The sequence below is a fragment of the Belnapia sp. AC561 genome (assembly GCF_979252845.1).
The window spans coordinates 115,587-140,018 of sequence record NZ_CEEDBP010000010.1 but is presented as its reverse complement, the minus strand read 5'-3'; the positions used below and the strand labels follow the sequence as shown (position 1 = coordinate 140,018).

Annotated in this window: 24 protein-coding genes; 11 read left to right on the top strand and 13 right to left on the bottom strand. The window is 69.6% G+C overall.

Going from position 1 to position 24,432, the window contains the following annotated elements; genetic code table 11:
• Nucleotides 1-8 precede the first annotated feature (8 nt).
• Genes AC0IW9_RS11125 through AC0IW9_RS11115 form a run of 3 tightly spaced genes read right to left on the bottom strand, consistent with a single transcriptional unit; the run spans nt 9 to nt 2,493 of the window.
• Nucleotides 9-959, bottom strand: a complete 951-nt coding sequence (locus AC0IW9_RS11125; RefSeq protein WP_471648304.1) for an ABC transporter substrate-binding protein — start codon at nt 957-959, stop codon at nt 9-11.
• Nucleotides 960-970: 11 nt separating this feature from the next.
• Complete coding sequence (locus tag AC0IW9_RS11120; protein WP_471648303.1) at nt 971-1,735, bottom strand: ABC transporter permease; 765 nt, start codon at nt 1,733-1,735, stop codon at nt 971-973.
• Nucleotides 1,732-2,493: an ABC transporter ATP-binding protein gene (locus tag AC0IW9_RS11115; RefSeq protein ID WP_471648302.1), complete on the bottom strand. Its 762-nt coding sequence runs from the start codon at nt 2,491-2,493 to the stop codon at nt 1,732-1,734. The genes AC0IW9_RS11120 and AC0IW9_RS11115 overlap by 4 nt, the downstream gene beginning before the upstream one ends.
• Nucleotides 2,494-2,632: 139 nt before the next feature.
• Between AC0IW9_RS11115 and AC0IW9_RS11110 the strand changes: the two genes are divergently transcribed.
• The 4 genes from AC0IW9_RS11110 to AC0IW9_RS11095 all read left to right on the top strand — a co-directional run bounded on the left by AC0IW9_RS11110 (nt 2,633) and on the right by AC0IW9_RS11095 (nt 7,241).
• Nucleotides 2,633-3,538 (top strand): SDR family NAD(P)-dependent oxidoreductase, encoded by a 906-nt coding sequence (locus AC0IW9_RS11110; RefSeq protein WP_471648301.1) that lies wholly within the window; start codon nt 2,633-2,635, stop codon nt 3,536-3,538.
• A gap of 50 nt (nt 3,539-3,588) precedes the next feature.
• Entirely contained in the window at nt 3,589-5,640 is a 2,052-nt protein-coding gene (locus AC0IW9_RS11105; RefSeq protein WP_471648300.1) for an acetate--CoA ligase family protein, read from the top strand.
• Between the two features lie 73 nt (nt 5,641-5,713).
• Nucleotides 5,714-6,553, top strand: a complete 840-nt coding sequence (locus AC0IW9_RS11100) for a nitroreductase family protein (protein ID WP_471648299.1) — start codon at nt 5,714-5,716, stop codon at nt 6,551-6,553.
• The gene (locus AC0IW9_RS11095; RefSeq protein WP_471648298.1) at nt 6,546-7,241 is read left to right on the top strand and encodes an NUDIX hydrolase; all 696 of its coding nucleotides are present in this window, start codon (nt 6,546-6,548) and stop codon (nt 7,239-7,241) included. The genes AC0IW9_RS11100 and AC0IW9_RS11095 overlap by 8 nt, the downstream gene beginning before the upstream one ends.
• Nucleotides 7,242-7,255: 14 nt before the next feature.
• Here AC0IW9_RS11095 and AC0IW9_RS11090 read toward each other — a convergent pair whose 3' ends face one another.
• The 5 genes from AC0IW9_RS11090 to AC0IW9_RS11070 all read right to left on the bottom strand — a co-directional run bounded on the left by AC0IW9_RS11090 (nt 7,256) and on the right by AC0IW9_RS11070 (nt 12,465).
• The gene (locus AC0IW9_RS11090; RefSeq protein ID WP_471648297.1) at nt 7,256-7,966 is read right to left on the bottom strand and encodes a hypothetical protein; all 711 of its coding nucleotides are present in this window, start codon (nt 7,964-7,966) and stop codon (nt 7,256-7,258) included.
• Nucleotides 7,967-8,046: 80 nt separating this feature from the next.
• Nucleotides 8,047-8,928: an MBL fold metallo-hydrolase gene (locus AC0IW9_RS11085; protein WP_471648296.1), complete on the bottom strand. Its 882-nt coding sequence runs from the start codon at nt 8,926-8,928 to the stop codon at nt 8,047-8,049.
• A complete protein-coding gene (locus AC0IW9_RS11080) occupies nt 8,925-9,836 on the bottom strand; it encodes a DMT family transporter (protein ID WP_471648295.1) in 912 nt (303 codons plus the stop codon). Before AC0IW9_RS11080 ends, AC0IW9_RS11085 begins: the two co-directional genes overlap by 4 nt.
• The gene (locus AC0IW9_RS11075) at nt 9,820-10,812 is read right to left on the bottom strand and encodes a DMT family transporter (RefSeq protein WP_471648294.1); all 993 of its coding nucleotides are present in this window, start codon (nt 10,810-10,812) and stop codon (nt 9,820-9,822) included. Before AC0IW9_RS11075 ends, AC0IW9_RS11080 begins: the two co-directional genes overlap by 17 nt.
• Nucleotides 10,813-10,845: 33 nt before the next feature.
• Nucleotides 10,846-12,465, bottom strand: coding sequence for a hypothetical protein (locus AC0IW9_RS11070; protein ID WP_471648293.1), 1,620 nt, complete (start codon nt 12,463-12,465; stop codon nt 10,846-10,848).
• A 133-nt stretch (nt 12,466-12,598) separates the two neighbouring features.
• Between AC0IW9_RS11070 and AC0IW9_RS11065 the strand changes: the two genes are divergently transcribed.
• The 6 genes from AC0IW9_RS11065 to AC0IW9_RS11040 all read left to right on the top strand — a co-directional run bounded on the left by AC0IW9_RS11065 (nt 12,599) and on the right by AC0IW9_RS11040 (nt 16,983).
• The gene (locus AC0IW9_RS11065) at nt 12,599-13,345 is read left to right on the top strand and encodes a class I SAM-dependent methyltransferase (RefSeq protein ID WP_471648292.1); all 747 of its coding nucleotides are present in this window, start codon (nt 12,599-12,601) and stop codon (nt 13,343-13,345) included.
• Nucleotides 13,346-13,371: 26 nt separating this feature from the next.
• Complete coding sequence (locus AC0IW9_RS11060; protein ID WP_471648291.1) at nt 13,372-14,349, top strand: glycosyltransferase family 2 protein; 978 nt, start codon at nt 13,372-13,374, stop codon at nt 14,347-14,349.
• Nucleotides 14,346-14,687, top strand: a complete 342-nt coding sequence (locus AC0IW9_RS11055) for a DMT family transporter (protein WP_471648290.1) — start codon at nt 14,346-14,348, stop codon at nt 14,685-14,687. Before AC0IW9_RS11060 ends, AC0IW9_RS11055 begins: the two co-directional genes overlap by 4 nt.
• 65 nt (nt 14,688-14,752) lie before the next feature.
• The gene (locus AC0IW9_RS11050; RefSeq protein WP_471648289.1) at nt 14,753-16,150 is read left to right on the top strand and encodes an amidase family protein; all 1,398 of its coding nucleotides are present in this window, start codon (nt 14,753-14,755) and stop codon (nt 16,148-16,150) included.
• On the top strand, nt 16,150-16,506 hold the full coding sequence (locus AC0IW9_RS11045; protein WP_471648288.1) for a hypothetical protein: 357 nt from the start codon (nt 16,150-16,152) through the stop codon (nt 16,504-16,506). Before AC0IW9_RS11050 ends, AC0IW9_RS11045 begins: the two co-directional genes overlap by 1 nt.
• Nucleotides 16,507-16,611: 105 nt before the next feature.
• Nucleotides 16,612-16,983 (top strand): hypothetical protein, encoded by a 372-nt coding sequence (locus AC0IW9_RS11040; protein ID WP_471648287.1) that lies wholly within the window; start codon nt 16,612-16,614, stop codon nt 16,981-16,983.
• 48 nt (nt 16,984-17,031) lie between these two features.
• Here AC0IW9_RS11040 and hemA read toward each other — a convergent pair whose 3' ends face one another.
• Entirely contained in the window at nt 17,032-18,258 is a 1,227-nt protein-coding gene (hemA, locus tag AC0IW9_RS11035; protein WP_471648286.1) for a 5-aminolevulinate synthase, read from the bottom strand.
• A 109-nt stretch (nt 18,259-18,367) separates the two neighbouring features.
• The gene (locus AC0IW9_RS11030) at nt 18,368-18,985 is read right to left on the bottom strand and encodes a hypothetical protein (protein ID WP_471648285.1); all 618 of its coding nucleotides are present in this window, start codon (nt 18,983-18,985) and stop codon (nt 18,368-18,370) included.
• A gap of 142 nt (nt 18,986-19,127) precedes the next feature.
• Between AC0IW9_RS11030 and AC0IW9_RS11025 the strand changes: the two genes are divergently transcribed.
• Complete coding sequence (locus tag AC0IW9_RS11025) at nt 19,128-20,597, top strand: helicase HerA domain-containing protein (RefSeq protein WP_471648284.1); 1,470 nt, start codon at nt 19,128-19,130, stop codon at nt 20,595-20,597.
• Nucleotides 20,598-20,687: 90 nt separating this feature from the next.
• Here the strand turns inward: AC0IW9_RS11025 and AC0IW9_RS11020 are convergent, their stop codons facing one another.
• From AC0IW9_RS11020 to AC0IW9_RS11010, 3 genes are all read right to left on the bottom strand, one after another.
• Nucleotides 20,688-20,903 (bottom strand): hypothetical protein, encoded by a 216-nt coding sequence (locus tag AC0IW9_RS11020; protein WP_471648283.1) that lies wholly within the window; start codon nt 20,901-20,903, stop codon nt 20,688-20,690.
• Nucleotides 20,904-21,209: 306 nt separating this feature from the next.
• On the bottom strand, nt 21,210-21,482 hold the full coding sequence (locus AC0IW9_RS11015; RefSeq protein ID WP_471648327.1) for a hypothetical protein: 273 nt from the start codon (nt 21,480-21,482) through the stop codon (nt 21,210-21,212).
• A gap of 111 nt (nt 21,483-21,593) precedes the next feature.
• Nucleotides 21,594-24,371, bottom strand: coding sequence for a phosphoenolpyruvate carboxylase (locus tag AC0IW9_RS11010; RefSeq protein WP_471648282.1), 2,778 nt, complete (start codon nt 24,369-24,371; stop codon nt 21,594-21,596).
• Nucleotides 24,372-24,432 lie beyond the last annotated feature (61 nt).

Sequence of the window (24,432 nt, the reverse complement as noted above, 5' to 3'; positions counted from 1 at the left end):
GACGAACCCTAGATCGTCACCCGCTCCGGCGCCGCAGCCCGCAGCGGGTCGGCCCAGATCACCTGCGCCGGCGTCACCTCCTTGCCGAGCCGGCCCATGCCGCGGAGCTGGTCGATCGCCAGCTGGACGTTGGCGACCGAATCGGCGGTGAGATCCAGCGGGTAGCGCACTTTGGTCATGAGCTCGGCCATCAGCCCGCGGTCCTGGCGCAGGAAGCGCGCCACCTGCTGCGCCGCCTCCGTCTTGTTGCTCTCGAGGAAGGCGGTCGCCTGCACCAGGGCGCGCAGGAAGCGGGTGGTAGCCTCGGGGTTCGCCCCGGCCCAGGCCTTGTTCATGTAGATGAAGTTGCGGACGATCTGGATGCTCTCGTTGTTGAGCAGGATCTTGGTCCCCGGGATGGCACGCAGCGCCCGGGTCGGCCAGGGCTCCCAGACGGCGAAGGCATCGATGTTGCCCCGCTCCAGCGCCGCCACCATCTCCGGCGCCTCGACGTTCACGATGGTGTAGTCGGCTGGGTTCAGCCCCTGCTTGGCCACCACGGAAAGCCAGAAGGTCTCGCTGCCGGTGCCGCGCGCGACGCCGACCTTCTTGCCCTTCAGCGCCTCCATGCTCTCGACGTTGCGGCCGAGCACGCTGATCCAGCGCAGCAGCGCCGTCCCCTCCGCCACCACGACCACGTTGGGGTCGCGGATATGGGCCGAGACGCCGGCCTGCTCGGCACCGAAGGCGGCATTCACCTGGTCGCCGATCAGGAAGGCCACCATGGCGCTGCCCGAGGGGCCGGTATTCACCGTGACGTCGAGGCCGTTGCGCTCGAAGAAGCCGCCCTCCCGCCCGACGTAGAAGGGGGCGAAGGACGGGTCGACACCGGTTGCGATGGTCATCTTGATGGTGCCCTGGGCGCGCACGGGCAAGGCGGCGACCAGGGCGGGCGTGGCAAGCAAGGTGCGGCGGAGCATCGGGCGTTTCCTCACATGGTCGGGTTGTAGCGGCCGGCGAAGGCGCGGATCAGCAGGCGGAAGGCGCGGTCGGTGGCGAAGCCGAGCAGCCCGAGGGTGACGAGCGCCACGAAGATATCCTCGATCTGCATGAAGAGCCGGGCGTCCCACAGCATCTTGCCGAGCCCGTCGTTGCTGGCGACGAGTTCCGCCGCGACGATGGTGACGAAGGAATTCGCCATCGCCAGCCGCATGCCGGTCAGGATGAAGGGAACCGTCGCCGGCAGCGCCACCAACGCGAAGACCTGCAAGCGGGAAGCGCCCAGGCATTGCGCCGCGCGGATCTTGTCCGGCGTCACCGCGCCGACGCCGGCGGCGGTCGCAATGATGACGACGAAGACGGTGGTATAGGCGATGAGGAAGACCTTGCTCTCCTCGCCGATGCCGAACCAGATGACCGAGACGGTGATCATGGCGACGGCCGGGATGAAGCGGAAGAACTCGGTCCAGGGCTCCAGCAGCAGCCGCACCGAGCGGAAGCTTCCGATGGCCAGCCCCAGCGGGATGCCGATGGCGCTGCCCAGCAGGAAGCCCTGCAGGATGCGCCGCAGGCTGGCGAGGACGCTCTCCTGCAGCAGCCCGTCCTCGAGCAGTACCCAGCCGCGCTCCAGCACCGGCCAGGGCGGCGGGAACAGCGTGGAGCGCACCAGCAGCACCGCCGCCAGGTGCCAGACCAGGAACAGCAGGACGAAGCCCGCAAGATAGCCAAGCAGGGTGGTCGCGCCGTCGCGGTTCACGAGTGGATCTCCGCGTGAATGAGGGCATGCACCTGGCGGAACACCGCCATGAAGCCGTCCGAGGTGCGGTCCCGCGGGAAGGGCAGATCGACCGGGATCACCGCCTTCAGCGTTCCGCCCGGCCCCCGCGTCATCACCGCGACCTGGGTCGAGAGCGCCACCGCCTCCTCGATGTCATGGGTGATGAAGAGCACCGTCTTCCGCGTCTCCGCCCAGATCCGGGTCAGCTCGCCCTGCAGGGTGGCGCGGGTCATCGCATCCAGCGCGCCGAAGGGCTCATCCATCAGCAATATCCGCGGGTCGGCGGCCAGCGCCCGGGCGATCTGGATGCGCTGCTTCATCCCGCCCGAGAGCTCCGCCGGGTGCTTGGCCCCCTGCCCCTCCAGCCCGACCATGGCGAGGAAATGCCCCGCCCGCGCCCGCCGCTCGCGCTTCGGCACCCCGCGCAGGCGCAGACCGAAGCCGATGTTGTCGAGCGCGCTCAGCCAATCGTACAGGCTGTCATGGCCCTGGAAGACCACCCCGCGCTCGGCGCCGGGGCCGCGCACCGGGACGCCGTCCAGCAGGATGCGGCCGGTGGTCGGCGCCTCGAAGCCCGCCAGCAGGTTCAGCACCGTGGTCTTGCCGCAGCCCGAGGTGCCGAGCAGGCAGGTGAACTCCCCCTCCGCCAGCTCCAGGGAGAAGCCGCGGACGGCCTCCCAGGACCCGGCCCGTCCCCGGAATGTCTTGCCCACCGCCTCCAGCGTGACCAGTGCCAAGCGCCATCCCCCATCCAACCCCTGCGGGTATGCAGTGGCGGCACCGAAGCGGCAACCGCCCTACGCCCCCCGCTTCACGTCTGGCCCGCACGGGTCTAGGAATAGGTAGCCAACTAACGGAGAGGGAACGCCCATGGGCATGCTGGATGGTAAAGTCGCGGTCGTCACGGGCTCGGGCGGTGGCATCGGCCGCGAGATCGCGCTGCACATGGCGCAGGCCGGCGCCAAGGTCATCATCAACGACATCGGCGCCTCGCTGACCGGCGAAGGCCTCTCGGCCACCCCGGCGCAGCAGACCAAGGCGATCATCGAGCAGCGCGGCGGCGCCGCCGAGATCAACACCGACAGCGTCTCCTCCTGGGACGGCGCCGGCAAGATCGTGCAGTCGGCGATGGACCATTTCGGCCGCATCGACATCGTCGTGAACAACGCCGGCATCCTGCGCGACCAGATCTTCCACCGGATGTCGCAGGAGGAATGGGACGCGGTCATCGGCGTCCACCTCAACGGCAGCTTCTACGTCTCCCGCCATGCGGCGACGCATTTCCGCAAGCAGGAGAGCGGCAGCTACGTCCACATCACCTCGACCTCGGGGTTGATCGGCAATTTCGGCCAGGCGAACTACTCCGCCGCCAAGCTCGGCATCGCAGCACTTTCGAAGTCGATCGCCCTCGACATGAAGCGCTACAACGTCCGTTCCAACTGCCTCGCGCCCTTCGCCTGGTCGCGCATGACCAGCTCGATCCCGGCCGAGACGCCCGAGCAGAAGGCCCGCGTCGAGAAGATCATGCGCATGGGCCCAGAAAAGAACGCCCCGCTCGCGGTCTTCCTCGCCTCCGACGCCGCCAAGGAGGTGAACGGCCAGATCTTCGGACCGCGCATGAACGAGCTCTTCCTGTTCAGCCAGAACCGGCCGATCCGCGGCATCCACGCCGCCGAGGGCTGGACCCCCGAGAGCCTTGCCGAGCACGCCCTGCCGGCGCTGAAGAGCTTCTTCGTGCCGCTGGAGCGGTCGGGTGAAGTGTTCAGCTGGGATCCGCTGTAAGCCGACCGGCCGGCCCGCTTCGTGCAGGCCGGCCAACCGAGGACCGTCCGATGAACGCCCTGCATGACGCGCTGTTCGAACCCCGGCGCATCGCGCTCATCGGCGCCTCCGCCGACCCGACGCGGCTGACCGCCCGCGCCCAGCTCTACCTCAGGAAGCACGGCTTCGAGGGCGAGATCTACCCGGTCCACCCCCGCGAATCCCAGGTGCTCGGCGAACGCGCCTACCCAACCGTCACGGATATCCCCAGCCCGGTCGACTTCGCCTATATCCTGCTGAACACCCCGCATGTCGAAGGCGTGGTGAATGCCATCGCCGCCAAGGGCATCCCCGCCGCCTGCGTCCTGGCCGATGGCTTCGCCGAGGCCGGGCCCGAGGGCGCTGCGCTGCAGGCCCGGCTGCTGGCCACCGCCCGCGCCGCCAACCTCCGCCTGCTCGGCCCGAATTCCATGGGCCTCATCAACCTCAACGCCCGCATCGCCTGCTCGGTGAATGCCGCGCTGGAGGCCCCGTCGCTGCCGGCCGGCCGCCTCGTCCTGGTCAGCCAGTCCGGCTCCATGATGGGCGCCATCATGTCGCGCGGCGCCCCGCGCGGCATCGGCTTCTCCCATATCATCGGCACCGGCAACGAGGCCGACCTGACCGCCGGCGAGGTCGCCGGCCTGCTGGTCGACGACCCCAACGTCGATGCCATCCTGCTCTTCCTCGAGGCGATCCGCGCGCCCGAGCACTACGCCGACCTTGCCCGCCGAGCGCATGCCGCGGGCAAGCCGGTCATCGCCTACAAGCTCGGCCGCAGCCCCTATGGGGCGGAGCTTGCCACCAGCCATACCGGTGCGCTCGCCGGCTCGGACGCCGCCGCCGAAGCCTTCTTCCGCGCCCATGGCATCGCCCGCGTCGCGACGCTCGAAGGCCTGCTGGAACTGCCGGCCCTGCTGGTCGGCCGCCGCCCGATGGCAAAGGCCCATCGCGCCGTCGGCGTCACCACCACCACCGGCGGCGGCGGCGCCATGGCCGTCGATTGCCTTGGCGTCCTCGGCATCGAGGCCCGCGCCCCCGATGCCGCCGCCGCAGCGCTGCTGGACGCCGCCGGCATCCACCACCACGGCCGGCTGCTGGACCTGACCCTGGCCGGCGCCAAGCCAGATCGCGTGGCGGCCGCGATCGGCGCCCTCCAGGCCGCCGAGGACACCGACCTGGTGCTCTCGGTCATCGGCTCCTCCGCCCAGTTCAAGCCGCAGGATGCGGTCGCCGGCATCCTCCGCGCCCGGGACGCAGGGGGTGCCAAGCCCAGCGCCGCCTTCCTGGTTCCCCAGGCCGATGCCTCCCTCAGCCTGCTCGCGGCCGAGAAGATCGCCGCCTTCCGCACTCCCGAAGGCGCTGCCGATTGCATCCGCGCCTGGTGCGACTGGACTGCCCCGCGCGCCGAAACCGCCGCCCCCGCCGTTTCACATGAACTGCCCCCCCATCCAGACGAGGCCGATGCCCGCCGGCTTTTCGCCGCCCTCGGCCTTGCCAGCCCCTTCGCCGTGCTGGCCAGCCCACAGGATGCCGCCGTCACTCCCTATCCGGTCGCGCTCAAGATCCTCTCCCCCGACCTTGCGCATAAGACCGAGGTCGGCGGCGTGAAGCTCGGCATCGCCAATGCCGAGGCGCTGAAGCAGGAAGCCGCGGCCATGCACTACAGCGTCGCCCGGATGGCGCCGGAGGCCAGCCTGACCGGCTTCCTGGTGCAGCCCATGGTCAAGGGCCTTGGCGAGGCCATCCTCGGTTTCCGCCGTGACCCGGAAGTGGGCCCGGTCGTCCTGCTCGGCACCGGCGGCGTCACCGCCGAGCTGTTCCGCGACGTCACCCTCCGCCTCGCCCCGGTCGATCTCGCCGAAGCCGAAGCCATGATCGCCGAGGTGAAGGGCCTCAAGCCCCTTGCCGGCTGGCGCGGCCTGCCGCGCGGCGACCTTATGGCCCTCGCCCAGGCCGTCGTCGCCGTCTCCCGCCTCGCTGCCCGGACGGATATCGCCGAGGCCGAGATCAATCCGCTCATCATCGGGGCAGAAGGCGCCGGCGTGACGGTGGCCGATGCCTGGGTCGTGCGCGTCCGCTGAAACGATGCAGATCGCGTCACCGGGCATGCCCAGGGGGCTGGGCGTCACCCCGATCCCCTGCCATCCTCCCCTCATGTCCGAGAATGCCCCCGAAGCGCTGATCCGCGGCCGCTACGGCATCCAGCCGAATGCCCCGCTCCCCTTCGCCCCCGCGCCCGAGGTCGCCCCGGCCCTCGCCGCGCTGCTCGACCGCCGCGTCACCCGCCGCTACGCGGCCGAGCCGGTGCCGGAGCCGCTGCTGCAGACGATCCTCGCCGGTGCCCAGTCCGCGCCCAGCAAGTCGGATCTTCAGCAATATTCGATTATCGTCATCCAGGATGCGGCGAAGATCGCCCGTATCGCAGATTGGATCGGCGGCATGGACTGGATCAAGCAGGCCCCGGTCTTCCTGCTGTTCTGCGGCGATATCCGCCGCGGCCGCCGTGTTGCCACCCTGCATGGCCGGGACCACGCCAACGACAACGTGGATACCTTCATCAATGCCACGGCCGATGCCGCCCTGGCGCTGGGCTTCACCGTCATGGCGGCGGAACACGCCGGGCTCGGCACCTGCCCCATCAGCTATGTCCGCAACCACGTGGAGAAGATCGCTCCGCTCTGCGGCCTGCCCAAAGGTGTCTTCCCGGTCGCCGGACTGACTCTCGGCTGGCCAACCGGCCCGCGCAACTGGCTTTCCCCCCGCCTGCCGCAGCCGTTGGTGGTGCACCGGGAAACCTATGACGACACCGGCCTCGAAGCCGCACTGCCCGCCTATGATGCCGCCCGTCCCCCGGCCAAGCCGCGCTATCCGGAAATCCACGGCCCGGCGCCCGAGGGCTGCGGCTGGTCGGTGAATGCCGCCCGCCAGCTTTCCGTCCCCGAACGCTTCGGCCTGCGCACCTGGCTCAAGCTGCAAGGCCTGTCGCTTGACTGAGAACGCGGCAGCGATCGAGCACCCGACCGACGATAATCCCGGCGGCCCGGCCGAAGCGAAGCGCGCCTCGACCCGCTCCGTCACCCCGCGCAACGCCGCCAGCCTCATCCTCTGGCGCGAGACCGCGGCGGGGCCGGAGGTGCTGATGGGCCTCCGCCACGCCTCGCACCGTTTCATGCCGAATGTGCTGGTCTTTCCCGGCGGAAGGGTGGATCGCCCGGATCATCGCGCCCCGGCACTCAGCGAGTTGTCGGATTTCACCCGGGCCTGCCTGGAACGCCAGGCCGCCCCCTCCCTCGCGCGGGCGATCGGCATCGCCGCTGCGCGCGAATTGCATGAGGAAACCGGCCTCGTCTTAGGCCGGATGGATGGTGCGCGGCTGCTGCCGGAGCTCGGGGTGGTGGACTACCTCTGCCGCGCGGTAACGCCACCCAACCGCTTCCGCCGCTTCAACGCCCGCTTCCTGATCGCCCCAGGCGATGCCGCGCATGGCAGGCTGCAGGGCAGCGGGGAGCTGGAGGAGCTGCGCTACTTCAGCTTCGAGGATGCCTTCCGGCACAAGATCGCCACCATCACCGCCAAGGTTCTGGCGGAATTCCAGGGCTGGCTTGCCATGTCCCCGGCGGAGCGCGGGGCGCGTCCGCTCATCTGCTTCCGCGGCATGGACAGCCGCACGCCGGAACGCTGACCGCCCGAGGCTAATCAATCGGCGTTGAAGATCCGGGCCCAAAGCCCGCGCGACCGCAGCCGGCGCAGTTCCGACTTGGCCTCCTTGGCCTCACCCTCGGCCTGCTCGGCGCGGCGCATGGCGCCGGCCAGATGGCCCTCGATCGTCGTGATGCGCCCATGGGCAACGCCGAGGTCGCCCTCGCGCCGGGCCAGCATCGCCTGGACCTCGCGCAATTGCCGCTCGGCGGCCGCCACCTGGGCTTCGGCCGCGGCGATGCGCGACTGGCCGCCTTTTTCAGCGGCATCCGCGCGATGCCTTTCCCGCTCCAGCTGCTCCCGCAGCAGGTTCAGCGCGGCGGCGAAGGTGGCGATCGGGTCGGTGGCCGGTGTCGCCACACGGGCTTGCTCCACCCGGTCCCACCCGGACCGCAGCGCATGAGCCTTCAGCCGGCTGGCCCAGCCTTCCTCGGTGCCTGGCGCGACGGGGCGGGATGCATCCAGCCCGGCCACCTGCCTCACCCGCGCCGTGAGCAGGCTTGCCCAACCGGCCGGCGCGGCTGCCGGCGGCATCCCCGACGTCGCCTGCGGGCCCCGCATCTGCGGCTGGGCCTGGGCCGGCCCTTTTGGCTGTTCCTGGACACTCCCCTGGCGAAGCTGTTCCATTGTGCCGCCCGAAACCCGGGCAAGTCCCACGGGACGGGTGGCGTCCGGCGCCAGCCCCAGCAGCTGCACTCCTCCGTCCATGACGAACCCTATCCCGCGACGATTCCGTTATAAAATCGCGGATCAGCGGTCGGCAGTCCAGTATTTATATACATGCCTCGTTACTGCATCGCAGCGGGTCGCCAGGCGTCCCCGTCGCGCTGGGCCAGCCCTTCGCCCTGCAGTTTGAGGAGGTGGCTCAGCAGGCTTCGCCCCGCCGGCCCGACCAGCCGCGGATCCAACGCACCGTAGACCGGAGGCACCAGCTCGGCCGGTGTCGCCCGCCCCGCGGCCCGCAAGGCTTGCAGCACCAGCGCCTCACGCTCCAGCCGATGCGCCGCCAGTGCGGCAAGGAATGGCTTGGGGTCGGTGATCGCCGGCCCATGTCCCGGCAGCAGCATGGTGTCGTCACGCGCCTGCAAGCGCGCCAGGCTGCGCATGTAATCCGCCATGTCGCCATCCGGCGGCGAGACCACGCTGGTGGACCAGCTCATCACATGGTCGGCGCTGAACAGTACCCCGGTGCCATCCAGCGCGAAGCACAGGTGGTTGGCGCAGTGCCCCGGCGTATGCAGTGCGGTCAGGGCCCAGCCTTCCCCCTCGATCCTCTCGCCATCGCCCACCCGCACATCCGGGTGGAAGCCATGGTCGCCGCCCTCGCCGCCCGCATCCGGCGGGGTCATATGCGGCCCGAAGCCATAGGTCATCGCCCCCGTGGCCGCGACCAGCGGGCGCGCCCCCGGCGAGTGGTCGCGATGGGTATGGGTGATGATCACATGGGTGATGGTCTCGCCCGCCGTCGCCGCCAGAATGGCCGCCAGATGCGCCGCATCCTCCGGCCCCGGGTCCATCACCGCGACCCTGCCCCGGCCGATGATGTAGGTATTCGTCCCGCGGAAGGTGAAGGCGGAGGGGTTGGGGCAGACGATCCGCCGCACCCCGGGCGCCGTCTCCTCCACCGCGCCATGCGCCAGCGGGTCCTGCTTCAGGAAAGGGATCGTCATGGCGTCGTTTCCTCGGTCTTTTCCCGCCGGCGAACCAGCTCCCGGTGCAGGATGTACAAGCCGGCCGCCACGATCAACACGCCGCCCGCCAGCATGCTCCAGCCCGGCACGTCGCCGAAGGCCACCCAGCCGAAGAGCACCGACCAAAGCAGCGCCGAATAGGAATAGGGCGCCAGCGAGGAGACCTGTGCGCTGGCCCAGGCCTCGGTCAGCAGCCATTGCGCCGCCCCGCCGATCAGCCCCATCAGGATCAGCAGCAGCCATTGCAGCGGGCTTGGCGTCACCCAGAAGAAGGGCAGCAGCACCAAGGTGAAGCCGCCCATCAGCAGGGATTGCCAGAGCGTGATGGTGGTCGAGCTCTCGGTCGCCGAGAGCTGCCGCACCAGCAAGGTCGTCAGCGCCGAGAACAGCCCCTGCGCGACCGCCGTGCCGATCCCGAGTACCGGCGCCCCGGCGACGCCGCCCAGCGCGCCCTGGCCGGCGGCGATGATCAGCACCCCGCAGAAACCGACCAGCACGGCGGACCAGCGATAGATCCCGACCCGCTCCCCCAGCAGCGGGATCGCCAGCATGGTCACGAACAGCGGCTGGGTGAAGCCGAGCGCCGTCTGCTCGGCCAGCGGCAGCAGGGTCAGGGCGAAGAAGCCGCAGGATTGCGCCGCGATCCCGGTGCTGGCCCGCAGCGCATGCCCGCCGATCCGCTTGGTCTTCAGCGTGCCGATGCCGAGCCCGGAGCGCCAAAGGATCGCCAGCAGCACCGGCAGCGCGAAGACGCTGCGGAAGACCATCAGCTCCACCACCGGGATGGTCACCGCGAGGTCCTTCACCAGCACCCCCATGCCGGTGAAGAGCGCATGCGCTGCCAGCATGCAGATGGCGCCGCGCTTGATGTTATGGCGTAGCGCCACCCTTCAGCCTCCCCGCCGCACGCTCTTCGGCGCGCCGCACCCTTTCCCGATGCACGTTATAGAGGCCGGCGGCAACCACCACCGCGGCGCCGCCGAGCGTCGTCCAGGCCGGCACCTCGCCCCAGATCAGGTAGCCGATGCCGATGCCCCAGAGCAGCGGGGTATACTCGAAGGGCGCGATGGCCGAGACCGGCGCCAGCGCGAAGCCGCGGGCGAAGAGCATCTGCGCCGCCCCATTGGCCAGGCCGAAAGCGATGAGCGCGAGGATGCCGAAGAGGCTCGGCAGCAGCGGCGGCGGCCCCCCGGCCGGCCAAAGGCCCGGGAAAGGCAGCAGCAGCAGTCCCACCGGCACATGCGTCAGCAGCAGCCAGAAGGCGATGGTATTCGGATGATCGGTCCGGGTCAGCACCCGGGTCCAGATCCGGGTCAGTGCCATGGCCGCCGTCGCCACCAGCAGCATGGCGGAAGTCCAGCGCCAGAGCTCGCCCCCCGGCTGCAGCATGAACAACACGCCGCAGAAGCCGACCGCGGTGCTGGTCCAGCGCCGCCAGCCCACCTTCTCCCCGAGCAGCGGGATCGCCAGCAGGGTCATCAGCAAGGGTGAGGCACTGGCCACCGCGTAGCTGTCGGCCAGCGAGACCCCCGCCACCCAGGCGTAGTACCAGGTGACCGAGATGCAACAATGCAGCAGGCTGCGGACCGCCAGCAGCCGCTTGTTGACCGGGATGAGGCCCCGCCCACGGGCAAAGCAGAAGACCAGCAGCGCGCCGATCGCCCCGCGCCAGACCAGGGCCGCGGCGGGTCCGATCTCCGGCAACACCCATTTCACCGCGGCATCCGCGGCCGAGATCACCATGTAGCCGATGCCGACGAAGACCAAGCCGCGCATCGCCTCCTCGCCGGTCGGCAGGGCGCGATAGCCCGCCGCCTGGCCGGCTGGCTGAATTAGTGTCGTTCCCGTCCCGGCAGTATTCACATCAGTCTCACAATCCAAGTCGAAGCGGACGCGCTAATCCTCGCGCCGCAGCAACCGATAGCCCTCGATCTCCGCCGCCGGCCGGTACCGCTTCAGGGTCTCGGCGAATAGAGGATGTCGGGAGAAATATTCCAGCACGTCAAATTCCCGGCCACACCAGGGGATGCCTGGATTTCGGGCGATCAGGATGGCAGCCGGCGGCGCACGGGAGAAATCCTCCGCCACCGTCCGGTAGACGAAGAATTCGGTGCGGGACATTTCCCAGCTCTCGCGGTAGCGCGCGCCATTCGCCGGGCAGGCATTGTACACGCCCTGCAACAGCCAGAGGTTCATCGTCCGCAGCGTCGATTGTGCCCGAGCGTAGTTCAGCGCCGGATACACCGGGAAGATATCCGGTGACAGCACCAGCAGCCGCTCGCCATAGGCTTCCCGCTTCAGGAGGGCGGAGACCTCGCCAGCGCGGGACCAGCTCCAGGTGATCTCGCGCCATGGCGCCTCGGCCCCGGCGAAATTATGGATGCCGATGCCGAAGGCGGCGACCACCGCCATCGCCGGCGCCGTCCGCAGCGCTTGACGAACTGGCAGTATGCGTTCCAGCCAGCGCGCCCCGATCACCACCGCCAGTAGCCCGGCGAAGATTCGTACCGGCACCACGTGGTAGGACCAACCCTTGTGCTGCACCACGGCGGAAACCGTGGCCCCCAGCGCCGCCACCGCCAGCACCTTGGGCAGCGCCCCGAAGCGGCCACGCGCGGCCACCACCGCCAGCGGCACCAGCAGCATCAGTGCCGTGCCGAGGCGTTCCGTCAGGATCACCTGCCACCAGGCGAAGCCGCCCAGGTCCAGGTAGAAATCCCAGACCAGGGGCAGCACATGGCCAAAGTAGTCCGGGAAGACCAAGGGGATGCTGGCGAGGTACAGCAGCCAGATGCCGGCCATGGTCCACGGCACCGCGTCGCCCAGGCCGCGCCAGAGCCCGGCCCATTTGAGCCCAGACCGGCCGAAGCCGCGGTGCAGCAGCACCAGCGCCTCCACCAGCCCCGGTATTGCCAGGAAATGCGGCTTCAACGCGAAGCCCAGCCCGGCCAGCACTGCCACACCCAGGACCAGGCGGGACTCGGTCCCCACCCCTTCCATCCGCCGCGCCGTCAGCAGCAGATAAGGCAGTGCTGCCATCGCCATGAGATGCTCGCGCTGGCCGAAGTCGTAGCCGGCCGAGACAGTCAATAGCGGCAGCACTGCCGCCAGCGCGGCAGCCTCCACCGGCGACTCGGCCCGGCCGCGTGCCAGCCGCAGCGCCAGCCAGCTTGCCAGCCCACACAGTGCCAGCAGGCACAGCAGCAGACCCTGCACCGTATCCAGCGGCGTCCAGGCGCCGATCGCCGCCGGCACCAGCGTGAGGACGAAGATCAGCGGTGGATTGACATCGATGAGGTCGGCATAGAGCCGCTCCCCGGCCAGCCAGCGCTCGCTGAAGTTCAGCACCGCCGCCACGTCATGGTTCAGTGGCGGGGCGATCACCGTCAGCAGGAAGGCCAGCGCCGGCAACAGCGCCAGCAGCCGCAAGCCCCACGGCGATCTGGCGGCCGAAGCGGCCAGTCCCGGCCGGACAAGCGACAGGCTGGCGGAAGGAATATGGTCGGGCGGGGTCATGGATCGGCTGCCGATCCTGCTGGCCGATTGCGGCCGGGATACGGCATGCCGCCGCGGTCACCTTTCAGTTGCTCACACGGTTGCTGCACCGCAATGCCTTGTTCCCGCCCCAGGCCCCGTGCAGAACGAAACCGTGGAACCAGCCGAATACGACCTGATGGATGCGGCCGAGGATGGGATGTGGTGGTACCGCGCCCTGCACGCCCATGTCATCGCCACCCTTGCCAAGGCCCCTGGCCTTGGTTCCGGATCTCGCCTGCTGGATGCCGGTTGCGGCACCGGGGGACTGCTGATGCGTCTGCGCCAGGACTTGCCCGGCATGGCCGCCACAGGCCTTGAATACTTTCCCGCCGCGGCGACGCGGGCTTCCGCCAAATCCGGCGCGCCGGTCGCGGTCGGCACGGTGAATGCCCTTCCCTTCGCCGATGGCAGCTTCGATGCGGTCATCAGCCTCGACGTCCTGTCCCATGCGGCGGTCCTGCCGGAGGCGGCGCTGGCGGAGATGGTCCGCGTCCTCGCCCCCGGCGGCCTGCTGCTGGTCAACCTGCCGGCCTTTGCCTGGCTGCATTCCGCCCATGACATGCGGGTGCAGAATGCCCGCCGCTTCACCGCCGCCGGCGCGCGCACGCTTTTGGCAGCCGCCGGCCTCACCACCATCCGGACTTGTTACTGGAACGCGCTTCTGCTTCCCCTGATGGTGCTGCAACGCAAGCTTCTGGCACGCGCGCCCAACCACGGCTCAGATGTCGCCCCGTTTTCGCCTTGGCTCAATCGTACCCTGCATGGCGTGACCAGGCTGGAACGGCGGTTGATGGCGGCAGGGCTGCCATTCCCGGCCGGCGGCTCGGTCCTCGCCACAGCCAGCAAAGACCGAGGGTGACCACCATGGGTTTCGAGGACCGTCGCATGGGCCTGTCCATCGCTGAACCACCCGCGCATCCGGTGGGGCTGTCCATCGTCGTCCCCGTCTATCGCGGCGCCGCCACCGTCGGGAAGCTGGTGGAAGCGCTTACCGCCCTCGCCCCGGTCGGGGGGCTGGAGGTGGTGCTGGTCAATGACGGCAGCCCGGACAATTCGGGCGATGTCTGTCGCGCACTGGCCGCGACCGCAACCATCCCGCTCACCTATATCGAGCATGCGCGCAACTTCGGCGAGCACAACGCGGTCATGACCGGCCTGCGCCATGCCCGCGGCGCCTATGTCATCACCATGGACGACGACCTGCAGAATCCGCCGGAAGAAGTCCTGAAGCTGTATGACCATGCCCGCCTCGGCGGCTGGGACGTGGTCTATACCCGCTATGCCGAGAAGAAGCATGAAGGCTGGCGCAATTTGGGCAGCCGCTTCGCCAATCGGGTGGCGGATACGCTGCTGGACAAGCCGAAAGGCCTCTATCTCTGCTCCTTCCGCTGCATGTCCGCCCTCGTCGTCGCCGAGATTGCCAAGTATCGCGGCCCCTACCCCTACGTGGACGGGCTGATCATGCAGGTCACGCAGCGCATCGACAGCATCGAGGTGAAGCACCTCGCCCGCATGGAGGGCCGCTCCAACTATACCATCAAGCGCCTGATCATGCTGTGGATGAACCTGGCCACCAATTTCTCCATCCTGCCGTTGCGCCTCGCCATCTTCGCCGGTGTCGCCATGGGTGTACTGGGGCTGATCGGCGCCACCATGGTGGTCCTCGAGGCGATGGTGACCGGCACACCCTCCGGCTGGGCTTCCTCGATGACCACCACCCTGCTGATTTCGGGCGTGCAATTCCTTATCCTCGGCGTGCTCGGCGAGTATGTCGGCCGCGCTTTCCTCTCGGCCAACGGCAAGCCCCAGGGCGTCGTCCGTCAGGTCATCCCGGCACGCGAGCGGGAGGATGCCCGCCAGTGAACATCTATTGGGTCGCGCTCGCCGCGGCGATCTGCACCTCGCTCGGCGGCCAGGTGCTGCTGAAGGCCGGGGCGGTGGCCGAGGGCCATTTCATCACCCAGCTTTTCCGCCCCACCACCGTCATCGGCCTCGCCGCCTATGGCGGAGCCGCGCTGCTCTATATCGTCGCGCTGCGGAAGATCCCGATGAGCGTGGCGCTGCCCTGCACCGCCGCCAGCTATGTCGCGGTGGCGCTGATCGGCCACTTCATGTTCGGCGAAGCCCTGGGCACCCAGAAGCTGGCCGCCATCGGCCTGATCTGCGGCGGCGTCGTCCTGCTGGCCAGCGCGCATAGCTGAAGACCCGCCCAGTTGACCTGACTCCTGTCGCGCGTGACGATGCTGCAGCGCGACAGGAGCCTCGCATGACCGAATTCTGGCGGCACTCGGCCACCGACCTCGCCGGCCTGATCCGCCGGCGCGAGATCTCCGCCCGGGACGCGGCAGCCGATGCCCTGGCGCGGCTCGATGCCGTCAATCCCCGCATCAATGCCGTCATCGCGCACGACCCGGCCGAGGCGCTGGCCGCCGCCGATGCGGTGGACGCAAGCCTCGCCCGCGGCGAGGACCCAGGCCCCCTGGCCGGCGTGCCCATCACCGTCAAGGTCAACCTGGACCAGGCCGGCTGGGCCACCACCAATGGCCTCCGCCTGCAGAAGGATGCCATTGCCGAGCACGACAGCCCGGTCCTCGCCAACCTCCGCAAGGCCGGCGCCGTCGTCGTCGGCCGCACCAATACGCCGGCCTTCTCGCTGCGCTGGTTCACCCGCAACTCACTGCATGGCGCGACGCGGAACCCGCGCGACCCCAGCATCACCCCAGGCGGCTCCTCCGGCGGCGCGGCCGCGGCGGTCGCGGCCGGCATCGGCGCCCTCGCTCATGGCACGGATATCGGCGGCTCCATCCGCTACCCCGCCTATGCCTGCGGCATCCATGGCCTGCGCCCGACCATCGGCCGCATCCCCGCCTGGAACCAGACCGGGCCGGACCGCTTCATCGGCGCGCAGCTCATGGCCGTCTCCGGACCCATCGCACGCACCATCGCCGATCTCCGCCTCGGCCTTCAGGCCATGAGCGCGGCCGATGCCCGCGATCCCTGGTGGACCCCGGCACCGCTGGAAGGCCCATCCTATCCGAAGCGGGCCGCCTTCTGCATCGCGCCCGAGGGCATGCCGGTCGCCCCCGCCGTCGCCGCCGCCCTGCGCGATGCGGCCCAGCGTCTGCAATCCGCTGGCTGGCAGGTGGAGGAAGTGGCCACCCTGCCGCCGCTGGCCGAGACGGCCCAGCTCCAGGCCCTGCTCTGGCTTGCCGAAACCCGTCGCGGCGGCGGTGCGGCCTTTGCGCGGGAGGGCGATCCGGATGCCCTGGCCGTCTATGGCTACATGGAGCGGCTCTGCCCCGAGCCGGATATCAATGACTTCCAGGACGCTTTGCAGCGTCGCGTTACTCTGTTGCGCGAATGGCTGCTTTTCCTGGAACGCTATCCGGTGGCGATGATGCCCGTCTCCGGCGCCCTGCCCTTCCCGGACCATTCGGATGTGGAAAGCTTCGAGGGCTTCCAGAAAATCCTCGCGGCCCAGCTTCCGCAGGTCGGCCTGCCGCTGTTGAGCCTGCCCGGCCTCGCTGTCAGCACCGGCCTGGTCGGCACCATCCCGGTCGGCGTCCAACTTGTCGGCGGTCGCTACCGGGAAGACATCCTGCTCGCCGCCGCCGAGGCGATCGAGGCCGGCGGTACCCCACCGTCTCCCATCGACCCGGCCTGATGCGACATTTACTGCCTCTGCTGGCCCCGCTGCTCCTGGCTGCCTGTGCCCGTGGCAATGCTCCGGCGGGCTGCGCCCAGGCCGCGGCCCGGCTGGAAAACCTCTCGAGCCAGGCGATCGAGCAGCTCTATCTCAGCCCGGTCGGCACCCCTTGGGGCCGCGACCTGATTGGCCAGGAATTCAAGGGTGGCGGTGAATTGCCCAGCCGCGCCGGCATGCCGCTGCGCTTCGAGGGCCTTGGCCCCTATGCCCTCCGGGTGGTTTGGGTGAATGGCCAGGCAGCGGAAATGAGCGACCTTAATGGCTGCACCACCTCGCGCATCACCATCCTCGATGGACTGTTGCGCGCCGAATAGAGCGTATTCACCTTGAGGCGCCCATCTTGTCTCAGGCGAAACGCCGGGTTGCAGCTTGCGCTATGCGATTATACCGTTCCGAACCGAACGGAGGAATTCGCCACAATGCTCAAACGCTCCCTGCTGGGCCTTGCCCCCATGGGCTTGGCCCTGGCGCTGGCCGGCTGCGTGCCGCCGACCCAAACCGTGGTGGTGCGGGAGCGGAGTTGTGATACCAGCTTCCGCGTCGTCAATGCCTCCTCCGGTACGGTGGAGCGGCTGTTCTTCAGCCATGCTTCGCAGAGTGGCTGGGGCAACGACCAACTCGGCGAAGCGGTGCTGCCACCCGGCCGTGCCACCAATTACCGGGCCGCCAATACTGGCGCCTACGACTTCCGTGTGGTCTGGGCCAATGGTCGCTCGACGGAACTGCGAGGCATCGACGTCTGCGTCGCCAGCACCATCACCGCCACCGACAGCGGGCTGCGCGCGAACTGAGCGTTCTCGCCTGGCGCCATCCCCGGATGGCGCCAGCACGAATGGGGCCTATTCCGCCGCCAGCCGTACCCCGGCCGGCAGCACAGCCTGCAGTGCCCCAATCAGGTCGGCCATCATCGCATCGGTATGGAAGGGCGTGGCACAAAGCCGCAGCCGCTCCGTTCCCCGTGGCACCGTCGGGTAGTTGATCGGGGTGGCATAGATCCCGTGCTCGACCAGCAGCCGCCGCGCCACGTCCCGGCACAGCCCGGCCTCACCGACCCAGACCGGGATGATATGGCTCGGCCCGTCCAGCCGGGCGAGCCCGGCCGCATCCAGCGCCGCCTTCAGCGCCACGGCCCGTGCTGCCAATGCCGCGCGCCGGGCGGGATCGGCCTTCAACACCCGCACGCTCTCCAACGCCGCGGCCGCGACCGCCGGCGGCAGCGCTGTGGTGAAGATCAACCCACCCGCCACGCTGCGGATATAATCCACCACCGCCGCATCGCCTGCGACATAACCGCCGAGCACGCCGAAGCCCTTGGCCAGGGTCCCTTCGATCAGGTCGACCCGGTGCGCGACCCCGTCCCGCTCCGCGATGCCCCCGCCGGTCGCTCCATAGAGCCCGACCGCATGGACCTCATCCAGGTAGGTCATGGCCCCGTACCGCTCGGCCAGGTCGCAGATCGCGCCGATCGGGGCGATATCGCCATCCATCGAATAAACGCTCTCGAATGCGATCAGCTTGGGCGCCCCGGCCGGCGCCGCCGCCAGCTTGGCCTCCAGGTCGGCCAGGTCATTGTGCCGCCAGATCACCCGCCTGGCGTCCTTGGCCCCACGCATGCCGGCAATCATGGAAGCGTGGTTCTTGGCATCGGAGAAGACGATGAAGCCCGGCAGCGCCTCGAGCACCGCCGAGATTCCCGCTTGGTTGGCGATATAGCCGCTGCCGAAGAGCAGCGCCCCGCCCTTGCCATGCAGGCTGGCCAATTCCGCCTCCAGCGCCGCATGCAATGGCGAGGTGCCGGAGATATTGCGGGTGCCGCCTGCCCCGGCGCCATGCTCCGCGATGGCGCGGGTCGCCGCAGCCAATACCGCCGGATGCGCGCCCATGCCCAGGTAGTCGTTGGAGGACCAGACGGTTACCTCCCGCACCCCCGTCTCGGAATGCCAGCGATAGATCGGGAATCGTCCCGCCAGTTTCTCCAGCCGGGCGAATTCCCGGTACCGCCCCTCCTGGCGCAGCGCGCCGAGGCTGTCGTCGCAATGGGCGAGGAAGGCGGTCCGCGTGTCCATCAATTCGGTGCCAAGCTGTTGCTGGGGCCCATATGTCGCCGCCTACGGGGTTTGCACAATGAAACTGACGCAACCCTGCTACCCGCCGGAGTGATCCGGCCCGGACGCCTCAGAAATCGTTCATCAGCCGGTCGATTTCCGCCTGTGCCAGATCCGGTCCGGCCTGCGCCGGCTCCTCGACCGTATGCAGCACCGCGCTGACCTTCAGCTTCTCGGCTGCCGGGGCGATCGCGCCCGGCACCATGCCCTCAAGCATGGTCTCAACCTGCTGCAGATGCTGGATCGCCCGGCGAATTCGCTGCCCGGTCACATCCTGGAAGCTGCAGGCCTCGAAGATCGAATTCACCTTCTCCGACACGACCCGCAGCGAGGCCGGGTCCTGGTTGCCGCCATCCAGCCAGTTCTGGATCTCCTCCGCCGCCTCCATGATCACATTGGCCGCCGCCTCGGTCGCCTGCACTACCGCCTCGAGCTCCAGCCCGCTGTTGCGGGTGGTCGCCGCCGGGATGGCGACCAGGCTGGCGATCTGCTCATGGATCTTGCCGAGCTGGCCGGACAGGTTCTCCTCGGAATAATCCACCAGCTGGACCGTCGCATGTACCTCGGCACTCAGCTCCGCGATGCGCCGGTCGACGAAGCTGCGGAGGTCGGCGAACATCCCGCCCATGTCACCCCGCAGGGCCTGCCGCAGCGGCTCCGTCATATCGACGCTCGTCTCAAGCTGCATCGGTCCTGCCTCCACGCCTCGGCTCCCGTGCAGCATCCGGCAAGACGATGAACATGTTGTTTATGGCTGGGGTTTATGGCGGTGCCGGTCTGGGCTAGGACCCAGGCGGCAGCCCTAGGCCGCAGAACCGAGCAGGAGCAGGATGACGGTCAGCGTGGATCTCGGGCGGAACGATGCCGGCACCCCCGCACTGCTGGACCTTGAGGAATTGCTGGCCACCCGCCTCCTCGTCCAGGGCAATTCCGGCTCCGGCAAGTCCCACCTGCTGCGCCGCCTGCTGGAAGGCAGTGCCCCCTGGGTGCAACAGGCGATCATCGACCCGGAAGGCGACTTCGTCACCCTGGCGGACCGCTACGGCCACCTCGTCATCGACGCTGCCACCCATTCCGAGGCCGGGCTGCAACTGGCCGCCGAACGCATCCGCCAGCACCGCGTCTCCGTCGTCCTCAACCTCGAGGGCCTGGATACCGAGGGCCAGATGCGCCGCGCTGCGGCCTTCCTCGGCGGCCTCTTCGACGTCGACCGGGAATTTTGGACGCCGATGCTGGTCGTGGTGGACGAGGCCCAGCTTTTCGCCCCCATGGTCGGCGGTGAGGTCCCGGACGAGGCCCGCAAGCTCTCGCTCGGCGCCATGACCAACCTGATGTGTCGTGGCCGCAAGCGCGGCCTGGCCGGCATCATCGCCACCCAGCGCCTGGCCAAGCTCGCCAAGAACGTCGCCGCCGAGGCCTCCAACTTCCTGATGGGCCGCACCTTCCTCGATATCGACATGGCCCGCGCCGCCGACCTGCTGGGCATGGAACGGCGCCAGGCCGAACAATTCCGCGACCTTCGCCAGGGCCATTTCATGGCGCTCGGCCCGGCCTTGGCCCGTCGCCCGCTGTCGGTGAAGATCGGCCCGGTCGAGACCGAATCCCGCGGCGCCGCACCCCGCCTCACCCCCCTGCCGGAGATGCCGCTGGCCGAGGCCCGCGCCATCATCCTGCAGCCGCCGGCGCCCGAAGCTCCCCGTATCCGCCGTGCCCCGCCCCCGCCACCGCCGGATATCCTCGCCCAGCTGGCCGCCGCCCGCCCCGCCGCGCCCGCGGCCACCCTGCCGCCCCCGGCGCCGGAGGAGATCGCCGCCCATCGCCGCCGGCTGGAGGCGGTGATGCGCGAGGTGCTGCACGAGCCGGACAGCGGCTACCGTCCGGTGGCGACGCTCTACCAAGACTTCCTGGTCCGCTGCCGCATCCACCAGCTCGGCAGCAAGGTGCCGGACCTGGCCGCCTTCCGCCGGTTGCTGGCAGTCGGCAAGGCCGGAGTGACGCCGGAGGTCGCCGAGCACCCGGAATGGCCCGAGGCCCTGATGCTGGCCGCCCCGTTGCCCGACGACCTGCAGGGCGTCTTCCTATTGCTGGCACAGGCTGCGCTTGCCGCAGCCCCCTGCCCCTCCGACGCCGCCATCGCCCGCGCCTATGGCACCCGCTCCGTCGGCCGCGCCCGCCGCGCCCTCAGCTTCATCGAGGAACAGGGCGCCATCATGTGCCGGCCCGACATGACAGGGCGGCGGATCGTGACCATCGCCGGGCTCGGTTGGGAAACCGCGCCGGGCGATGCCGGGGAAGACTGATCGCTTAGGCGGGCAGTGTCCCCGTCACCGGCCGGTCCCCCCTTTCCAGCCCGAGTGCCAGTGGCGCCGCCAAGCCGCTGGCTGCCGCCATCAGCCAAAACCCGCTACCGCCCTAGGCGGCATAGAGCGCCCCGCAGCCAGCAGCAGCGCCGCCAGGCCGAACAGCTCCGCATGCATCCCGAGCAGCGCGAAAGGCGACCCCGCCATCCCAGCCGCCCAGCCCGCCACGCCATTTGCCAGGATGAAGGCCGCCGCCCCGGCCTCACGCACCACGCCGTAATCCGGCAGCCCTGACCACCAATGCATCCGGCAAGGGTCCCAAGGGCCCGGTGGCGAGGGCATGCAGCATGCGTACCGGCCAGCAGGAGCGGCAGGAAACCCACCGCCGAGCCATGGCCCAGCGCGCACAAGGCAGCCCCTGCCAGCACCTGCCGCGGTGCCTGCCAACGATCCGCCAGCCATCCCGTGGCCCGCATCACCAGCAGGCGCACCACGATGCCGAGTCCCCCTGGGCTGCCAGCACCACCGGCAAGCAGGGGCTCAACGGGCTTCAGCCCAGGGAGAGCAGTACGAACAGCCCCAGATAGGCGGGGCGGTCACCCCAGCCGGGCTTCACCCGACCTGCGGCAATTCCTCCACCCGCACCTCACCTGATTGACTGGTGAAGCGCAGGCTCCCTCCCTGGGCCTGGACACCACCGATCTGGTGGTCGCCGCTGTCATGCACCGTCACCGTCTGGCCACGACGGATCGCCAAACGCCGTTGCTCCGGGAAGAAGGCATAACCGATCTCGTTCTGCCCGCCACTGCTGGCCGGCTGCCCCAACTCCTTGGGCCACCAGGCCGGTCCGAAGTCGAGCGGTTTCATCGGTGCCATGGGCTTCATGCGTTCCAAGTCCCGTCTCCTGCCATTGTCGGGTTAAAACGCCGCAGCCGGTCAGGAGTTGGCGAGGTCCGATATCCCTCCAGAGGACGAACCGCCTCCCCTGGCCCAGCCTTAACCGAAGGCCCCCACCTCATGGGTGATCGCCGCGCCGCATCCCCGCACCAGCGAGAACAGCGTCGCCATCGGCCCGAAGATCGCCGCATGTTCCGCCGCATAGCTGAGCCCCTCGCGCGGCGGCGCCGGCTCCCCGAAGTCGAGGCCTACGACCGCACCGGGGGCCGCTGGAAAGACTTCCTCCAACAGCTTCAGCGCCGGCTCCACATCCAGTTGCAGGATGCGCGAGACGAGCGACTCCCGCGTCGCCCCATGCCGCGGCGAGAACTCCGGCAGCGTGACCGCCAGCAGCCAGATCCGATGGATCAGCGCCAGCCGCAGCGCATGCAGCAGTACTAGCCGGTCCTGCATCACCGGCAGGTCCGGCCAGGCATGGCGCAGCGCCAGATGATCCGCCTGCAAGCGGCGGAACAGCTTCCGCACCGGCGCATCGAGGTCGAGCCCTTCCACCGCCGTGGCCACGCCGAGCAATTCCTCCCGCCGCCCGGGGCGGCGGGTGAAGCCGGCGCGGTCCAGCCAGGGCCCCGGGTCCAGCGTATCCACCACTGCACGTAGCACGCCGATATCGGAACAGGCCGCTGCCCGCGCCGCCATGGCCAGCGCCCGGGCAAAGCGCGGCGACTTGGCCCGCAGCTCCTGGAAGGCATCCGGATTGGCCGTGGCCGCCGCACCCAACCCATGCAGCGAATTCGCCATCCAACCGAGTTGCTGGAGGATGGCGTTGTTCGGGATTGCCCGAAGCTGCCCGGGATGGCTGATTCGCACCGGCCCGCCCATGCCATCCGCCTGCCGCACCGCCGGGCGGGACCCGGTACGGTCCAGCAGCCCTGGCCCGAAGGCGCCGAGCAGCGCGGCATAGCCGGGGTCGGCCACCAATGCCTGCATCTCCCGCCTGACGGTTGCGAAGAAATCCGCGACGTAATCGGCCTCCGCATAGACCGGGTCGTGCACGTCCTTGGCCGGGGCGAAGGCGTGCTTGGCGATGCCGGCGATGGTTGCCGCCGCCAGCGCCGGGGTGCCGAACAGCAGGTAGCCGTCGCCACCCTGGAAGGCCGTTTCCTCCCGCAGCTTCAGCCCGGCCCGGTCGAGCGCCATCCGCGCCTGCGGCGGTGACAGGTAGGCGAAGCGATCCGCCAGGCTATCCGGATGCCCGCCGCGGCCGACGCTCTCGCCATGGGTATCGAAGAGCACCACCTCGATGCCGTCCAGCTTGTGCCGCCGCAGCAGTTCCACCAGCCGCAGCTTCAGCCGTTCCGCCAGGTAGCTGCCGGCGAGCTGGCCGACGTAGCGGCCGCTGTCGGAATAGCCGAACTGCAGGCAGATGCGGCCATGGGCGCGCAAGTAGTCGCGGTAGTGCGGGCTGCGCAGCGCCTCCTCCAGCACCCGCTCGCCGCGGTCCAGCGCCTCCGCCGTCTCGAACAGCGGGGAGATCTCGATGGCGCGATCGGCCCCCAGGCGCTTGGCCAGCCACAGCGCCGCCAACAAGGTATAGCCGGTCTCCGTCTCGGCGATGAGGAAGCGGATCGGCGCGCTGCCATCCACATGCTTGGCAATCTGGGCGCAGATCAGCATCAGCCGCGCGGCGGAAGCCTGCTCCGCGATCAGCGCGCCGAAATCGACCGGCAGCGCCACGACCTCGGCCAGCGCCTCGTTGATCGCCACCAGCAGGCCGCGCCGCTGCGCCATGTCCTCGGCGCTCACTTCCAGTCCCAGCCGCTGCCGCACCGCATTATGGAGTTGCGCGGCGTTCAGCCGCATATGAGTATGCGCCAGCGCCAACCCATGCGCCGCCAGCCCGGCCCGGGCCACCGCAAGACCCATCCGGCTCGCCTCATCCGGTGCCGCCGCCAAGGCCGCCGGGAACAGTGCCAGCAATGGCGCCACCCCCACCATCGCCGCCTCGCGCCCTTCGATCAGCGCCTTGGCGAGGGCCTGCACTTCCAGCGGCTCCGGCTTTTCCGGCACCGCGGCGATCTGCGCCTCGGTTGCCGCCAGCGCTTCCGCCACCCGTGCCGCCAGCGGCTCGGCACACTCGCCCAGCGCGCCGAATTGCGCCGCCAGGCGTTCGAGCTGCAGCCGCTTCATGGTCAGCCGCAGCCGCAGCGTGTCCCACCAGCCGATATCGGTCCTCCCATCGGTGTCGTAGCCCACCCAGGTGGCCAGCAGCACGGGACGCGGTACCAGCAATGTCCAGCGGTCCGGCCAGACCGCCTGGGCCGCCCGCAGCAGCGCCTCGGTCAGCCCGTCGATCGCATCGCGGCCGCGTTGGATTGCCGCCGCCGCCTGGCGGAATTCCTCGCCCAGGGTCGGCGCGCTTGGCCGGTGCCCCAGCCCGGCGGGAAACGCCGCGCCGCTCGCCGCCGCCGCCAGCGCCGCCCCGGTCTCCGGCGGCAGGGAGAAGGTCGGATGCGCGGTGAAGACCGCGGCGAAGCGCGGCGTCTCCAGCAGCGACCGGTACTGCGCGAAGGGGATCGGGCTATCCTCGGGGTCCGGCCGTACCAGCCGGGCCGCCAGCGCGGCGATATCAGGCACGCCGCCCTCCAGCCCGACATAGGCGCCGATCCGCTTCGCCCGGTCCCCGGCCGCCGCATCCGCCAGCCGCTGGACCAGCCCGGCCAATCCTTCCAGATCCAGCAGCCCGTCATCCATCCTGCGGCTGATCGCCAGGGCAATGAGCAGCACCGGATCGCCGAAGGGGTCCTGCGCCGCGGCGGCGCGAGCGTCCCGAAGACGGGCAAGGAGTTCTTGAAGCGGATCGGGGGTGATATCGGGCATGCGCCGATGTTGCACCTGCGAAGGCCGGAAGCGCCAGTATTTCGCCGCTCTCGCCGGTGCG

Coding starts and splice junctions, on each gene's coding strand:
- AC0IW9_RS11125 (WP_471648304.1), bottom strand. CDS start 959: ATGCTCCGCCGCACCTTGCTTGCCACGCCCGCCCTGGTCGCCGCCTTG.
- AC0IW9_RS11110 (WP_471648301.1), top strand. CDS start 2,633: ATGCTGGATGGTAAAGTCGCGGTCGTCACGGGCTCGGGCGGTGGCATC.
- AC0IW9_RS11105 (WP_471648300.1), top strand. CDS start 3,589: ATGAACGCCCTGCATGACGCGCTGTTCGAACCCCGGCGCATCGCGCTC.
- AC0IW9_RS11100 (WP_471648299.1), top strand. CDS start 5,714: ATGTCCGAGAATGCCCCCGAAGCGCTGATCCGCGGCCGCTACGGCATC.
- AC0IW9_RS11090 (WP_471648297.1), bottom strand. CDS start 7,966: ATGGACGGAGGAGTGCAGCTGCTGGGGCTGGCGCCGGACGCCACCCGT.
- AC0IW9_RS11085 (WP_471648296.1), bottom strand. CDS start 8,928: ATGACGATCCCTTTCCTGAAGCAGGACCCGCTGGCGCATGGCGCGGTG.
- AC0IW9_RS11070 (WP_471648293.1), bottom strand. CDS start 12,465: ATGACCCCGCCCGACCATATTCCTTCCGCCAGCCTGTCGCTTGTCCGG.
- AC0IW9_RS11060 (WP_471648291.1), top strand. CDS start 13,372: ATGGGCCTGTCCATCGCTGAACCACCCGCGCATCCGGTGGGGCTGTCC.
- AC0IW9_RS11050 (WP_471648289.1), top strand. CDS start 14,753: ATGACCGAATTCTGGCGGCACTCGGCCACCGACCTCGCCGGCCTGATC.
- AC0IW9_RS11045 (WP_471648288.1), top strand. CDS start 16,150: ATGCGACATTTACTGCCTCTGCTGGCCCCGCTGCTCCTGGCTGCCTGT.
- AC0IW9_RS11040 (WP_471648287.1), top strand. CDS start 16,612: ATGCTCAAACGCTCCCTGCTGGGCCTTGCCCCCATGGGCTTGGCCCTG.
- hemA (WP_471648286.1), bottom strand. CDS start 18,258: ATGGACACGCGGACCGCCTTCCTCGCCCATTGCGACGACAGCCTCGGC.
- AC0IW9_RS11030 (WP_471648285.1), bottom strand. CDS start 18,985: ATGCAGCTTGAGACGAGCGTCGATATGACGGAGCCGCTGCGGCAGGCC.
- AC0IW9_RS11025 (WP_471648284.1), top strand. CDS start 19,128: ATGACGGTCAGCGTGGATCTCGGGCGGAACGATGCCGGCACCCCCGCA.
- AC0IW9_RS11020 (WP_471648283.1), bottom strand. CDS start 20,903: ATGCATTGGTGGTCAGGGCTGCCGGATTACGGCGTGGTGCGTGAGGCC.
- AC0IW9_RS11015 (WP_471648327.1), bottom strand. CDS start 21,482: ATGAAGCCCATGGCACCGATGAAACCGCTCGACTTCGGACCGGCCTGG.
- AC0IW9_RS11010 (WP_471648282.1), bottom strand. CDS start 24,371: ATGCCCGATATCACCCCCGATCCGCTTCAAGAACTCCTTGCCCGTCTT.